10 protein-coding genes and 1 pseudogene are annotated in these 14,369 nt (G+C 71.0%); 3 read left to right on the top strand and 8 right to left on the bottom strand.

Annotated features, from left to right (window positions below; all coding sequences use genetic code 11):
- The coding region (gene wecB / locus CIK81_RS09025; RefSeq protein ID WP_114355628.1) for a non-hydrolyzing UDP-N-acetylglucosamine 2-epimerase at positions 1–1,065 on the bottom strand (1,065 nt) is incomplete at its 3' end.
- Positions 1,066–1,265: 200 nt separating this feature from the next.
- Between wecB and CIK81_RS09020 the strand changes: the two genes are divergently transcribed.
- The 3 genes and pseudogenes from CIK81_RS09020 to CIK81_RS18540 all read left to right on the top strand — a co-directional run.
- A complete protein-coding gene (locus CIK81_RS09020; RefSeq protein ID WP_158541972.1) occupies positions 1,266–2,627 on the top strand; it encodes a glycosyltransferase in 1,362 nt (453 codons plus the stop codon).
- The gene (locus CIK81_RS09015; protein ID WP_096197149.1) at positions 2,627–3,739 is read left to right on the top strand and encodes a glycosyltransferase family 4 protein; all 1,113 of its coding nucleotides are present in this window, start codon (positions 2,627–2,629) and stop codon (positions 3,737–3,739) included. The genes CIK81_RS09020 and CIK81_RS09015 overlap by 1 nt, the downstream gene beginning before the upstream one ends.
- Positions 3,736–4,164, top strand: a pseudogene (locus CIK81_RS18540) (glycosyltransferase); the annotation flags it as partial. The gene CIK81_RS09015 and the pseudogene CIK81_RS18540, both read left to right, overlap by 4 nt.
- Before the next feature lie 347 nt (positions 4,165–4,511).
- Here the strand turns inward: CIK81_RS18540 and CIK81_RS09005 are convergent.
- From CIK81_RS09005 to CIK81_RS08975, 7 genes are all read right to left on the bottom strand, one after another.
- Positions 4,512–6,044, bottom strand: a complete 1,533-nt coding sequence (locus tag CIK81_RS09005; protein WP_199586334.1) for a glycosyltransferase — start codon at positions 6,042–6,044, stop codon at positions 4,512–4,514.
- Positions 6,041–7,885, bottom strand: a complete 1,845-nt coding sequence (locus CIK81_RS09000) for an ABC transporter ATP-binding protein (protein ID WP_096163444.1) — start codon at positions 7,883–7,885, stop codon at positions 6,041–6,043. The genes CIK81_RS09005 and CIK81_RS09000 overlap by 4 nt, the downstream gene beginning before the upstream one ends.
- A 64-nt stretch (positions 7,886–7,949) precedes the next feature.
- Positions 7,950–9,962: a DUF6541 family protein gene (locus CIK81_RS08995; protein WP_114355626.1), complete on the bottom strand. Its 2,013-nt coding sequence runs from the start codon at positions 9,960–9,962 to the stop codon at positions 7,950–7,952.
- A gap of 7 nt (positions 9,963–9,969) precedes the next feature.
- On the bottom strand, positions 9,970–11,451 hold the full coding sequence (locus CIK81_RS08990) for a glycosyltransferase (RefSeq protein ID WP_114355625.1): 1,482 nt from the start codon (positions 11,449–11,451) through the stop codon (positions 9,970–9,972).
- Positions 11,444–12,457, bottom strand: coding sequence for a Gfo/Idh/MocA family protein (locus CIK81_RS08985; protein WP_114311845.1), 1,014 nt, complete (start codon positions 12,455–12,457; stop codon positions 11,444–11,446). The genes CIK81_RS08990 and CIK81_RS08985 overlap by 8 nt, the downstream gene beginning before the upstream one ends.
- A gap of 2 nt (positions 12,458–12,459) precedes the next feature.
- Complete coding sequence (locus tag CIK81_RS08980; RefSeq protein ID WP_114311846.1) at positions 12,460–13,569, bottom strand: DegT/DnrJ/EryC1/StrS aminotransferase family protein; 1,110 nt, start codon at positions 13,567–13,569, stop codon at positions 12,460–12,462.
- The gene (locus tag CIK81_RS08975; RefSeq protein ID WP_114355624.1) at positions 13,566–14,252 is read right to left on the bottom strand and encodes an acyltransferase; all 687 of its coding nucleotides are present in this window, start codon (positions 14,250–14,252) and stop codon (positions 13,566–13,568) included. The genes CIK81_RS08980 and CIK81_RS08975 overlap by 4 nt, the downstream gene beginning before the upstream one ends.
- Positions 14,253–14,369: the final 117 nt, after the last annotated feature.

The raw sequence follows: 14,369 nt of genomic DNA, 5'->3' as shown, positions 1-14,369 counted from the left end.
GCGTCGGTGTCGGCATCGGCATCCAGATTGGGAACGGCGTCCTCGTCCGTCGCCGTAGTGGGCCGGGCGGTCCGCGGTGGGCCGGGGGCGGCTCACCGCCGCGGTCAGCTCGGACGGATCGGGGACCAGGCGGTTCCAGTCGTCCTCGAGCGTCTCGACCCATTCGGTCTCGGTGCGCACGGTGGAGCAGGGAGTGCCCAGCAGGTAGGCCTCCTTCTGCAGGCCGCCGGAATCGGTGACCACTGCTCGGGCCTGCTTCACGGCGCCCACGAGGTCGGGATAGGCGACGGGGGCGCCGACGTGCACGGCCCCTCCGCTCAGCTCGATGCCCGCGTCCTTCGCCTTGGCGACCAGGCGCGGGTGAGCGAACAGGGCCAGAGGCATCTCGAGCGCCTGCAGGGACCGGATGATCGCGCGCAGACGCTCCGGATCATCGGTGTTGTCGGCGCGGTGGATGGTCGCGACCGCGAACTCCGCGGTGGGGTCGATGCCCTCGGGCAGGGCCGGCTCGGCGCCCTCGACGGAGGCGGCGACACGCAGGCACACGTCGGTCATCACGTCGCCGGTGACCAGGGTGCGCTCGGCGAGCCCCTCGGCGGCGAGATGCGTGCGGGCGACCTCGGTGGGTGCCAGGAGGAGGTCGGCGGCGTGATCGGTGAGCACACGGTTGTGCTCCTCGGGCATGCGGCGGTTGAAGGAGCGCAGGCCTGCCTCGAGGTGGGCGACCTTGAGGTGCATCTTCACGGCGGAGAGCGTGCCGGCGAGAGTGGAGTTGGTGTCGCCGTAGACGAGGGTCCAGTCGGGCCGGTGCTCCTCGAGGACCTCGTCCATCCCGGCGAGCATCGCGCCGGTCTGGCGGCCGTGGGAGCCGGACCCGATCGCGAGGTTGACATCCGGGGCAGGGATCCGCAGGTCAGCGAAGAAGACGTCACTCATGGCGGCGTCGTAGTGCTGGCCGGTGTGGACGATGAGGTGCTCGACGTCGTCCCGCTGCGCGGCGGCATCGGCGATCGCGGCGAGCTTGACGAACTGCGGGCGGGCGCCCACGACGGACAGGATCTTCACGGACGGATCTCCTCTTCCCGGACCCGGCGATGCTCCGAGCGGTGCCGACCAGGACGACGGTATGGTGAGCGTGCTCCACAATAGCCAACCGCCGACGTCGGTCGGTACATCACAGGACCTGACCTCAGCGGTGATCGGCGCGGCCCCGCGCCATTGCCGGACGCGAGAACGGAATTTGCATGACGCCAGGCCAGAGAGCGATGGCTCCCCGTGTCGCTGTACTCGTCTACAACGATGCCGCCAACGATTCCCGGGTGCTCAAGGAGTCCGCCACCCTCCGCGACGACGGATACGACGTGCGCATCATCGCAGTCGAGCGTCGCAAGCTCGGACGTATGGCACAGGTCACCTCCCTCGGCGAGCGCCTCGCCCTCGAGAGGGTCCCCGAATTCGCGATCGAACGGGTGCTGCCCTCCATCGCCCCGTGGTGGCGGCGACTGATCAACGAGGCCGACTCGGTCGAGGCGAACGATCCGGCCCCGGTGCCCCGCTCCCGTCCCGGCACCGGCCTGCCTCGGCGCGCCCTCGACGAGGTCCCGGCGGTCAGATCGCTCGCACTGCGCACGCTGCGCAGCATCGGCGAGCGCGCGTTCCGCACGGTCTCGCTGGGGACGTACTGGAAGAATGCGACGGCGGCGGGCCTGCGGCTCCAGCCGGACATCATCCACGCCAACGATGCCAACACGCTTGTTCCCGCGCTCGCCATCCGTGCGCTGACCCGGGGCGGCACGGGCATCGTCTACGACTCCCACGAGCTGTGGCGTCACCGCAACGTCCGCTCCGGGCGGATCCTAGCCCCTCTGGCCGAGGTGCTGACCGAGACCTTCGGGATCCGCCAGGTCGATGGGGTGATCACCGTGTCGCCCTCGATCGCCGAGTGGCTCCAGCGCACGTACCGGCTGGAGGACGCGCCGACGCTCGTGCGCAATGTACCGATCGCCGACGCTCTGCCGGACCCGTCCACGGGCGTCCTGCGCGAGCGCGCCGGTCTGTCCGACGCGGACAAGGTGATCGCCTATGGCGGTCGCATCACGACGGCACGCGGCATCGAGGAGACGATCGCGGCGCTCCCCCACCTCCCGCCAGACATCCACTTCGTGCTGCTCGGCTACGGGGAAGCGGCCGCGCTCGACGCTGTGCGTGCCGAGGCGGTGAGCCGCGGGGTCGAGGACCGGGTCCATCTCGTCGGCGCGGTCGATCCGGACGACGTCTCCCGGTCCCTGGCCGACGGCGACGTGGCCGTGGTGCACGTGCGGCCGATCTGCCTGTCGTATCGCTACGCCCTGCCGAACAAGCTCTTCGAATCGATCCGGGCCGGACTGCCCATCGCCGCCGCGGACCTGCCCGATATGCGCCAGGTCGTCGAGGAGCTCGGCGTCGGGGAGGTCTTCCAGGGATCCGAGCCCGAGGACCTCGCTGCCGCCCTCGCCGCGATCCTGGAGGATCCCGAGGCGTATCGTGCTCGGGCGCGCGCCGTCGCCCCGAAGCTGACCTGGGAGAACGAGACCGAGAAGATGCTCGAGATGTATCGGCGGATTCTCCGCCGACGGAAGGATCGCTGATGCGGGTCGCCGTCGTCACCACCTGGTTCCCGACTGCGGTCGCCCCGTCACGCGGCTCCTTCGTGGTGCGCGATGCCCTGGCGATCGACCGGCACGCAGAGGTGAGGGTCATCCACCTGGTCCCTCCGGCCGACGACGACGGCAGCAGACGAACGATCCACGAGGGCCTGGACGTCCTCCGGGTCCCGATGGACCCCCGACGCCCCGACCAGATCCTGCGAGCTTCCCGCGCCCTGGGGCCGGCGATCGCTGACAGCGACCTCGTCCATTCGATGGCGTTCTCCTCGTTGCTGCCGCTCTCGCTGCACCGCCCCCGAACGCCCTGGATCCACACCGAGCACTGGTCCGCTCTGACCACGCCCGCCACCCTGCCCGCGCCGGCGCGGATCGCGCTGCCCGTGCTGTCCCGGCTGCTCGCACGGCCGGACCGGGTGACCGCCGTCTGCGAGTTCCTCGCGCGACCGATCCGCGCCGTGCGCGGCTCCCGACCCACCGCCGTGGTGCCGTGCATCGTCGAGCCCGGCGAGGTCGTCGCCCGGCGCGACCGGGAGGACGACAGCTCCCTGCGGCTGGTCTCCACCGGCGGTCTGATCCCGCGCAAGGATCCTGTGCTGGCCGTCGAGGTCCTCGCCGAGCTGGTCGAGCGCGGCGCGGATGCCCACCTGGAGTGGCTCGGCGACGGACCGCTGCGGGCGGAGACCCTGGATCGCGCCGCCGCGCTCGGTGTGCGCGACCGGCTGACGCTGCCCGGCACCGTCGACGGCGCCGGGGTCCGTGAGGCGCTCGCCCGGGCCGATCTGTTCTTCGGCCCCACCCGGGCGGACAACTTCTTCGTCTCCGCCGCAGAGGCCATCGTGGCCGGGCGGCCCGTCGTGCTCGGAGCGACCGGCGGCCAGGGAGAATATGTGCAGCCGCAGGTCGGCACCCTGATCGATGTCCAGGACGTCATGGCCTACGCCGACGCCGTCCTTGATGTCGACGCGCGCACGCGGACGCTTCCCGCGCAGGACATCGCCGACACCATCGGAGACAGGTTCTCCACGGCCGCTGTCGGCCGCGGATACGCCGCTCAGTACGAGCTCCTCGACACCGCGGGGGTGGGTCGGCGATGACGTCCGTCGAGGTCATCATCGCCTGTCACACACCGGAGCGCCCCGTCGGCCGTGCGGTCGCCTCCGTCCTCGATGGGAACGGCGAGCACGCCTCGGTGACGGTGGTCTGCCACAACCGCGACGTCGCGGAGATCGCGGCGGTCGTCGCCCCGAAGCATCGTGAGCGGGTCCGGTTCCTCGAGCACCGCGACGAGTTCCGCTCCGCCTCGGGACCGTTCAACGCCGGGATGGCGCAGAGCACGGCGACATTCGTCGCGATCCTGGGCTCGGACGACATCCTCGCGCCGGGTGCCGTGGCCTCCTGGCTCTCGGTGCAGGAGCGCACCGGGGCGGACTTCGTGATCACCCGTCTCGCTCTCGGCACGGCGGAGGCGGGGGTGCCCACCCCGGCGGTGCGCATGCATCGCGGAGGTCCGGTGGATCTCGTCGCGGACCGGCTGAGCTACCGCTCCGCCCCGCTGGGGCTGATGCGCCGGGCCATGCTCGAGAGCACCGGGGTGCGGCTCGTCGAGGGCGCCACCATCGGCGGCGACGTCGCGATGGTGACCCGTCTGATGGCCACCTGTCCCACGGCGTACGACCGCTGCGGCCCGCCCTACGTGATCGGCGAGGACGCCGGCGACCGCGTGACCTACGTGGTGCGGCCGATGCGTGAGCAGCTCGGCTTCTTCCCCGACCTGCTCGACGCGGAATGGTTCGCGTCGCTGCCCGCCCGGGCGCGACGGGCGATCGGGGTGAAGCTGCTGCGGATCCATGTCTTCGGCGCGGTCTTCTACCGTGACGACGTCGCGATCTGGACTCCCTCGGAGCGCCGCGCCCTCGCGGACATCACCGCCCGGGTGATCACCCGCTCCCCCGGCTGCCTGGCGCCCCTGTCGCGAGCGGATCGGGAGCTGGTCGACGCCTGCCTGGATCCCACCGTCGACACGGCGGTGCTGGTGCGGGCCGCGCAGGCCCGCCGGCGCCACGGCCGGCCCGCCACCCTGCTGACCTCGTCACCGCTGCACCTGCTGGACCGCGAGGCGCCCCTGAGGTTCATGGCGGCGTCCCTCGCGGTGCGACACCTCCCCGGCTCCGCAGCGTAGCGCGGGCCTGAGCCGCGGGCCGGCCCTCGGCCGGTCGCGACCTGCTCGCGGCGGGCGTGCGCGCGGCACGGTCGCTCAGCGAGGAGGAGCGGCTCACCCTGCTCGGCGAGGCGGGCGAGTGCCCGGCTCCAGCCGCTCACCTGGTGCTCCGCGGAGAGCTCCCGGGCGGCCGCGTCGGAGGCCTGCTTCCAGCCGTCCACGTCCTCCGGGGTCATCGTGGCCAGCGCCGAGCGCAGCGCATCGGCGTCGGCGCCCTCGAGCACCTCGCCGATGCCGTGCTCACGCACCAGGTCGACCATGTCCGGTGACGGCCCCACCAGCACCGCCGTGCGCGCCTGCACCGCCTCGAAGAGCTTGTTGGGCAGGCTGTGCTCGAGGTTGAAGGTGGTGGCGGGGAACACCACGATCGAGACGTCGTACTCGGCGACCGTCTCGACCAGCTCCGTGTACGGGACCGGCTCGCGGAATCGCACCGCGGGCAGGTCCGCGGCCCGCTCCCGCAGCGCATCGATGTACCCGGGCTCGCTGGGGACCAGCATGAGGTCGAGGGTGACGCCGTCCGGCGCCCCGCGCAGGGCGTCGATCATCGCGTCCAGGCGGCGGTTGGCCCGGGCGACCCCCGTGTGCAGGAGCCGGATCGTGCCCTCCGTCGGGCGCGGACTGCGCTGCTCGTAGGCCGCTGCGTTCGTGACCACCTCGACGTCGACGCCGAATTGGTCGTGGTACTCGGCGGCCAGCCCCGGGGACACCGTGGTCACGGAGTCGACCTGCGGCAGGCAGGTGCGGCAGATCCACCGCTGGTACGGCGCGATGAACCAGCGCCAGCTGCGCACGTGCTCCTTCTCGCGGGGCGCGTACTCGTGCAGGTCGGCGTGGACGCCGCGCCGCGGTGCGAGCCACAGGGCCAGCGGCAGCGTGTTCACGTCGTTGGCCAGCACGATGTCCATCGCCCCCACCAGCTCGTTCAGCGTCTCGTGCGCCGCACGCACCGCGCTCATCGCCCAGTACGCCTGCCGGTAGCGGCCGGTGAGCAGATGTTTCTTGCTGCTGGGCCACGCCCGGGTCTCCCCGGGCAGCTCGAGATGGGTGACACCCGGATGCGGCTGCGGGCCGAAGCCCACCGTGGTGACCTCGTAGTCCTCGGCGAACAGCTCGATCTGGCGCTGCACCCGGGGATCTCGTTCCAGGGTGGAGAACGACAGGATCAGCAGGGAGGTCATGCCTCCTCCTCGGTGACGGGCTCACGACGCTCCCCGGCCCGTGCCAGGCCGGCCAGGGCGGCCTGCTCGGCGAAGGCCGGCACCGACGCGACGACCTCGTCGAACGAGCCGGAGGCCATGACCTGCCCCTCGGACATGTAGAAGACGATGTCGCAGTACTGGATGGTGGCCAGGCGGTGGGCGATCGTGATCGTGGTGACCTCATCGGCCAGGCCACGGATCGCCTCGGTGACCGCGGCCTCCGTCTTCGTGTCCAGGGCGCTGGTGGCCTCGTCGAGCACGAGCACCGTCGGCTCCGCGTACATGCCGCGAGCGATGCCCATGCGCTGGCGCTGGCCCCCCGAGAGGGTCATGCCGCGCTCGCCCAGCCGGCCGTGGATGCCCTGCGGGCGGTCCTCGATCACCTCGAGCATCTGCGCACGGGAGAGCGCCGTGCGCACACGCTCCTCGTCGACCTCTGCCGGATCCCAGGTCAGGGCGACGTTCTCGCCGACGGACACGTCGAAGAGCGCGACCTCCTGCGGCACGTACCCGACCGAGGAGCGCCACTGGCGCAGCACCGTGGTCATGTCGACGTCGTCGATGAGGATGCGTCCGCTGCTCGGCGTGAGCAGGCCGAGCAGCAGATCCACCAGGGTGGACTTGCCCGCGCCGGACGAGCCGACGAAGGCGACGGAGGAACCGGCCGGGATGTGCAGGGAGACGGCGTCGACCGCCGGCTCCTCCCTGCCCGGATAGGTGAAGGTGACGTCCTCCAGGACGATGTCGTGCAGACCGTGGACGAGGCTCCCTGTGTCGGGCCGCTCCTTGCGCTCGACCGCCTCGCGGGCGAACTCGATGTCGTCGATGATGTAGTCGGCGAAGGCGGCGTTGGTGAGGATCCGGTTCTGGGTCGACTGGAACCGCGTCAGCGAGGGCACCAGGCGGAAGCCTGCCACGGCGAACAGCGCGACGGAGGTCATGGCGGCCGTGGCGCCGTCGTCGGGCAGCCCGGAGAGATAGCCGACTCCGCCCACCACGACGAATCCGCCGACCATCCCGGCGTCCAGGACGAAGCGCGGCATCTGGTTGTAGTACTGGGCGAAGGCCCGGGTCCGCGACGCGTCCGAGCGTCGGTCGGCGACGATGTCCGCGACCTCGGTCTCGTTGCCCTTCAGCGTGAGCTCCTTCAGCGCCGCGAGCACTTCGCCCAGGAGGCTGACCACGCGGATGGAGTTGTCGCGGTTGGAGGCGCCGTTGGTGACCGCCAGCGGGGTGACCACCCTCGACAGGATCAGGGCGATGGCTCCGAGGTACGCGAAGGTCGCCAGCGCGATCTTCCAGTCCAGGATGAACAGGCCGACGCTGATCACGGAGATGGTCGCGAACTCGGCGACCACGGTCATCGACGGCATCAGCACGTTGGCGACGACGGCGGCGACGCCGGAGTCGACCATGCGGATGATCTCCTGGGTCGACTTCGAGGTGCGGTCCACCCAGGAGGCCGACATGTACGAGCGGAACAGGGTCTGTCCGATCGCGACCTCGTGCTGGGCGAAGCGCTGGGTGGCGATCCTGATGGTCAGCAGGTTCAGGAAGCTCTTGATGATGATCAGGCCGACGAAGGCGGCGACGAGGATCATCATCTCCTCGAAGGTCTCCAACCTCCAGCCGACCAGCGGGATCGTCACCGCAGTCCCCGGGTTCATGAGCGCCGGGATCACGAGCGCGATCGCGCCGAGCGCGACCACGTCCAGGAGGGCGAGGACACTCATGACGGCGGCGAACGCCATCAGGAATCGACGGGATTCCCGGGGCAGGACCGAGAGCGTTCGTCGGACGATCCTGATCGTCTGCTTCACGTGGATAACTCCTCAGGGGTTGAGGCCGTGCGGGAAGTGCGGCCCGAAGGCGGACCCGGCGGCGTCAGCACGCCGGGTCCAGCTCGTACAGAGCGTACGGGCCGCTCGCGTCGACCAGGGTCAGTCGGGACTCGGGAATGTCGTGGACCCCACGCCAGCGCTCGGAATCCTCGGGATTGATCCGCTGGCCGGATGCCTCGGACGTGTCGCGGTACAGGTGCGTGGGACCCACCGACTCCAGCGCCCGGCACAGCTCCACGGAGGCCTCGTCGGTGCCCGCACGATGCGCGTAGTGGGCGATCAGCGTCTTCTCCCGGGTCAGGGGCCTCGACATGGTCGGGAAGACGGTCTCCACCCCGCCGACGGACCAGTACAGGGTCGCCCCGTCCAGAGGATCCGCGAGGACGACGGACCCCTCGGGCAGCTCCTGCGCGGTGCGCTCGATGAAGCTGCGCTCCTCGGAGGTGACGTACGGGGTCAGCTGCACTCCGTAGGCGGTGTACGCGAGCGATCCCATCAGCGGCAGCCGCTGGGGCGTCACGAGCGCGATCAGCACCGTCACCACCACGGCGCCGACGGCCAGCGCCCCGGGCAGCGACCGACGGCGTCGACCGCCGGACTCGAGGAGGGCGAGCAGGCCCCGGGCCATGAGCAGCACCAGCATGCACATCATCAGGGGTGCGATGCGCTCGCGAGCGCCGTACCAGGGGTTGACCAGTGCCACCGCGAGCGGATGGTCGATCTGGGTGGCGACGCCGAGCATCAGCGAGGCGAGCAGGCCGAGAGCAGCCGTTGCTCCCAGCACCTCCCGGCTCCGGACCGCGGCAGTAGCACCGATCATCGCGAGGATCCAGAGGGCCGCCATCGGCCACAGCAGTGCGGGCACCGCGGGGATCCGCGGAGAATCGAGCAGGATCTCCCCGAGGACCGACCCCACCCCGTCGAGGCTGGGCTTCGTGAGCGCCATCCCGCTGAGCAGCACGTGGGAGCCGGCGACGAACAGGACCGCAGCGGCGAGAGCAGCGCAGACCTCGATCAGCCCGCGCAGACGGCCACCGCCGAGCATCCGCTCGATGCCGCCGGCCAGGAGGCGGAGTCCGGCCACGACCGCCACGGAGAACAGGACCGACGGATGGGCCAGCGCGGTGCCGATCACGATGAGGACGAGGCCGGCCGCCGTGCCCACGCCCGGCGCACCGTGACGACGATCCGTCAGCATCAGCACCGCGGCGATCGCGGGAGCCAGGCAGACCACACCGAGGACGATCGGCCACAGCCCCATCACCAGGGCCATCGCCGGGGTGCTGAGGAACAGCGTGGCCGCGCCCGCGCTGAGAGCCACCAGCAGCCGTGCGGAGCGGGCGGGCCGCGACACGCCCGCGACCATCGCCGCGACCGCAGGAGGGATCGCGGCCAGCATGGCGAGCATCATCGCGTTGGCGGCCGTGATGACGTCGAAGGGCAGGATCGCGACGAGGTCGTCGAACACGACGGGATAGAAGGTCGGCTCGCCGTAGATGTCAGAGAGCGCCGTGGTGAAGGAGGCGTCCCCGCGCTCCCGGATGAAGGCAGCAGCGGAGAGGTGGAAGAAGGAGTCGAAGCTGCCGTTCAGCGTCGAGATCCCGCCCATGCGCCGGGCAGCGGATGCCGCCACCAGCGCGCCGCTCAGGATCGAGGCCCCGGTGACCGCCGCCGCAGTGCCTCGCGACCAGTCCTGCGGCGCCGGGACGCCGGCCCTGGTGCTGGTGCTGGTGCTGGTGCTGGTGCTGGTGCTGGTGCTGGTGCTGGTGCTGGTGCTGGTGCTGGTGGTCAGTCTGCGCGCCGTCCGGCGCTGCAGCGCGAGACGCACGACGGCGGCGAGGGCCACCAGCAGCACGATGCCGATGACCGCACTGAGCAGCGTCCACCGGATGCCGAGCACCCGGAAGAGCGCCCCGAGCACGACGGTCAGCAGCACGGTCACCGCGGGAGCCCACCCCCAGCGGAGGCAAAGGCGCACGTCGAGCGCGCACAGCATGAGGTATCCGGGCGCACCGAGCAGGACGGCGCCGCACAGGACGGGAAGCACAGAGCTCATGCGGAGATCACGCGGTGGGGTCCTGCAGCACGTGCTCGTACCCCGCGACGACCACGGCAGGGTCACGATGCGCGAGGGCGAACTCCCGCGCGTCGGCGGACTCCTCGCGGTAGCGCTGCGGATCCGCCAGCTCGAGGATGCGCTGCGCCGCGGCGTCGGCGTCGGCCACGACCCAGTCGGGACGGTAGAGCGTAGCCGGGCCTCCGTAGGCGACGGTGTCCGGCCAGTCCCGGATCACGGCCGGGCATCCCACCACGAGCGCCTCCATCAGGGACTCGTGGGTGCCCTCGTGCCGGGACGAGGACAGGATGGCACCCGACTGCGCCAGGAGCGAGGGCACATCGTCCCGCACCCCGAGCTGCTCGACGACGCCGTCCGGGAAACGGCCCAGCGCGGCGCGCACCCGACGCTGGTACGGGGTGTCCCGCGCCTCGTCCCCGTGCAGCGCGGGGCCGACCAGCTGCAGGCGGTACCGCTCGTCGTGCTGTCGCAGACGGGTCAGCACATCGAGGCTGAACAGCACGTCCTTGACCTCGCGGATCCATCCGATCTGCACCAGGAGATGCGGATCATGGGCCTCCCGCGGCAGCTGCTCGACGCCACGGGCCAGGAGGTTCCCCACCTGGGACGAGGGGACGTCGGAGTAGCCGGGAGCGATCGTGGTGAGCATCGCCCACACGGGCGGGGAGACATAGAGCATCCGATCGATCCGCCGGTGGTCGTGCAGCAGCACGAACGGCGTGAACGCCTCGAAGCGGTGGATCCTCGCCATCAGCCGGCGCGGTGCCCGGTCGAGCAGGGTCATCCAGGTCAGGACGTGATGGCTCCATTCGACGAGGACGACATCCGCCCACTCGAAGGCCTCGACGAGAGCGGGAGGGGTGGGCATCCGTCGCCCGGTGGTCAGCAGGTCGTACCGGCCACGGATGATCCGCTCGCGATCCGGGAAACCGCCGTCGGGGAGATCGTGGACCTCGATCTCCTGCACCTCGTAGCGTCCGGTGGCGCGCAGCGCCGCCAGGAGAGGTCGCATGAAGGTCCAGTTCTCCTGCGCCACGACCACGAGGCGCAGCGGCTCGTCCACACCGCGGCGGCGCGGTGCCGGGCGCGGGGGCGCGGTCCCCTCCGGGACGGTGCCGTCCAGGAGGACGGTGCCCAGAGCGGACTGCCGCAACGGACGCAGGAACGAGTCCGGGTCCTGTGCCAGGGGTGATCCGCCGGTCTGGTGGAGGGACGGGTCGTAGCTGATCCGCAGCGCCTTGTCGTACCAGCGCAGGGCCGAGGCCACGTGCCCGCGCAGGAAGCGCCGATCCGCGCGTCGCAGCATGGTCGCGACGTCTCGCCGCCAGCCGGCGTAGCGGGGGTCCTCCGCGAGCCGCTGCTGGGCGGAGAAGTAGACGCCCATCCCGCCGGCCGCACCGGGCAGCGAGCGTGCCGTCCGGAACGCGAGCCGAAGGACGCGCTCACGGACGCTGTCGAGATCACTCACCGGATGCGGCCGTGTCCAGACGCACGACCTGGCCCTCCCGAGCGCTCTCCAGGACCGCCTCGACGGTGCGGACGGTGTGCAGGCCCTCGCGCATGGTGACGATGTTGGAGGTGTCGCCGCCGATCGCGTCGCGGAACGCCTGGTGCTCCGTCGCGAGCGGCTCCTGGCGCTGCAGGGAGTACGTGATCGAGTCGCCCTCGCTCACGCCGCGGAAGGAGGCCATGGATTCCCAGAGGTTGGTGGCGGCATCGGCGTTGGCGTGGAAGGTGAGGTCGGCGTTCAGGGTGTCGCCGAACAGCGCCCCCTTCTCGCCGGTCACCACGGTGACGCGCTCCTTGAAGGGGGACAGCCAGTTCACCAGGTGGTTGGTGATCGTGCCGTCCTCGAGACGGCCCGCGACGGAGACCATGTCCTCGTCCTCACGGCCGCTGCGACGCGTCGAGGTCGCCGCCACCGACGCGTACGGGGACTGCGCCACCCACGCGGTGAGGTCGAGGTCATGGGTGGCGAGGTCCTTGACCACGCCGACATCCGCGATCCGGGCCGGGAACCCGCCCTGACGACGGGTGACGATCTGGTAGATCTCCCCCAGCTGCCCGTCGGCGATCCGCCGACGCATCTCCTGCAGCGCCGGGTTGTATCGCTCGATGTAGCCGACGGCGCCGACCAGGCCGGCATCCTCGAACGCGGCCGTGATCTCCTCCGCCTCGCCGATGTCGAACGCCAGCGGCTTCTCCACCAGCGTGTGCACGCCCGCCTCGGCCAGCCGCAGCGCCACGTCCCGGTGGAACTGGGTCGGGACCGCGACGACCGCGTAGTCGATGCCCGCGGCGATCAGCCCCTCCACATCGGGCAGCACGTCCAGCTCGGGCGCCGCACCATGGGGATCGCCATAGGCGTCCGCGACCGCGACGAGGTCCACGCCCTCCAGGGAGCGCAGGTTGCGGGCATGATGACGACCCATCATGCCCAGACCGATCAGACCGGCCCTGAGATTCTTCGCCATGCTCACGCACCCGCCTTCGCCACGGTGTTCACGGCCGCGACGATCCGCTCGCGGTCCTGGTCGGTGATGCTGGGATGCACCGGCAGCGACAGCACCTCACGGGCCAGCTGCTCGGTCACCGGCAGATCCACCTCGGTCCGGAACGTCTCCAGACGGTGCACGGGCGTGGGGTAGTACACCCCGCATCCCACCCGGTGCTCCTCCCGCAGCGCGGTCGCGAACGCGTCCCGTTCCTGCGCGGAGGCCCCCTCGATCCGGATCGTGTACTGGTGGTACACGTGCTGCGCCCCCTCGCGGACCACAGGCGTGACCACACCGCGCAGATGCGCGTCGAAGAACGCCGCGTTCTCCCGACGGGTCTCCGTCCAGCCCGCGAGCTTGCCCAGCTGGACCCGCCCGATCGCCGCGTGGATGTCGGTCATGCGGTTGTTGTAGCCGGCGACCTCGTTCGCGTACTGCTTCTCCATGCCCTGGTTGCGCAGCAGCCGCACCTGGCGCGCCGTCTCCGCCGTCCCGCACGAGACCATGCCGCCCTCGCCCGAGGTCATGTTCTTCGTCGGGTACAGCGAGAACATGCCGGCCTGCCCGAATGTGCCCACCTGGCTGCCCTGCCAGGTCGCACCGTGCGCCTGCGCGGCATCCTCGAACACCCACAGGTCGTGCTTCGCGGCGATCGCCATGATCTCGTCCATCGCGGCCGGATGCCCGTACAGGTGCACCGGCTGGATGCCCACCGTGCGCTCCGTGACCGCCGCGTCGATCATCGCGGGATCCAGGGTGAAGGTCTCGGGGTCGACGTCCACGAACACCGGCGTCCCGCCGCTGACGGCGACCGTGTTCGCGGTCGCCGCGAACGTGAACGACGGCACGATGACCTCGTCCCCGCTGGACAGCCCCAGCGCCAGCATCCCCAGATGCTGACCCGAGGTCCCCGAGTTCACGGCCACGACCTCACGGCCACCGGCCAGCGCGCCCGAGAACTCCTGCTCGAACGCCTCGACCTCCGGACCCTGCGCCACCATGCCGGACGCCAGGACACGGTCCACCGCGTCCCGCTCCTCCTGACCGATGATCGGCTTCGCCGGGGGGATCATCGAGAATTCGGTGTTCATGCGGAGGGTCCGTCCTGTCCATCGGGGTCAGTGAGGTGGGCCGGACGCGGTGCGTCGGCCAGGGGGGAGGAGGCGAGCAGGAGCCCGCCCGTGGAATCGTCGGGGATGTACCACTCGCCGGTCGTCGGGCACACCCAGGCGTCGGTCCCGTCGGAGGCGGGCACGAGCTTCTCGCCCGAGCGGCCCACCCAGCCGAGCCGCTTGGCGGGAACCCCGGCGACCAGCGCGTACGGGGGGACGTCCTTGACCACGGTGGCACCGGCCGCGACCATCGCCCAGGTTCCGATGGTCACCGGGGCGACGCAGACCGCGCGCGCTCCGATCGAGGCCCCCGTCTCGCAGGTCACGCCGACGGGTTCCCAGTCCGAGGCGGACTTCGCGGAGAGATCGGGGTTCACGGCCCGGGGGAAGTGGTCGTTGGTGAACACGGCCGCGGGGCCGACGAAGACGCCGTCGGCGAGCACAGCGGGCTCGTAGACCAGCGCGTAGTTCTGGATCTTGCAGCCGTTGCCCATCTGCACGCCGGAGCCGATATAGGCGCCACGGCCCACGACGCAGTCGGTGCCGAGCACCGCGCCCTCACGGACCTGGGCGAGGTGCCAGATCGAGCTGCCGGCACCGACGGACGCGCCGTCCGAGACGTCGGCGCCCTGCGCGACCCGGTAGGAAGGGGTGTCACTCATGGTCTCGACGATACCGCGAGGGAAGGCCCCGCTTTCGGAGCAACAGTCCCGTCCAGGGCAGCTGTTGCCCATATCGCCTCACGATTCGCCGGGACGGATCGGAGAAATTCACCCAGC

It is taken from the genome of Brachybacterium sp. JB7 (assembly GCF_003335205.1).
Taxonomy (GTDB): Bacteria; Actinomycetota; Actinomycetes; order Actinomycetales; family Dermabacteraceae; genus Brachybacterium; species Brachybacterium alimentarium.
The sequence above is the reverse complement of the archived record's forward strand: the minus strand, read 5'-3'. Positions and strand labels throughout refer to the sequence as shown.

What these genes read in the sequence shown, in the direction of transcription:
- CIK81_RS09020 (WP_158541972.1), top strand. Translation starts at nt 1,266, where the DNA reads ATGGCTCCCCGTGTCGCTGTACTCGTCTACAACGATGCCGCCAACGAT.
- CIK81_RS09015 (WP_096197149.1), top strand. Translation starts at nt 2,627, where the DNA reads ATGCGGGTCGCCGTCGTCACCACCTGGTTCCCGACTGCGGTCGCCCCG.
- CIK81_RS09005 (WP_199586334.1), bottom strand. Translation starts at nt 6,044, where the DNA reads ATGACCTCCCTGCTGATCCTGTCGTTCTCCACCCTGGAACGAGATCCC.
- CIK81_RS08995 (WP_114355626.1), bottom strand. Translation starts at nt 9,962, where the DNA reads ATGAGCTCTGTGCTTCCCGTCCTGTGCGGCGCCGTCCTGCTCGGTGCG.
- CIK81_RS08985 (WP_114311845.1), bottom strand. Translation starts at nt 12,457, where the DNA reads ATGGCGAAGAATCTCAGGGCCGGTCTGATCGGTCTGGGCATGATGGGT.
- CIK81_RS08980 (WP_114311846.1), bottom strand. Translation starts at nt 13,569, where the DNA reads ATGAACACCGAATTCTCGATGATCCCCCCGGCGAAGCCGATCATCGGT.
- CIK81_RS08975 (WP_114355624.1), bottom strand. Translation starts at nt 14,252, where the DNA reads ATGAGTGACACCCCTTCCTACCGGGTCGCGCAGGGCGCCGACGTCTCG.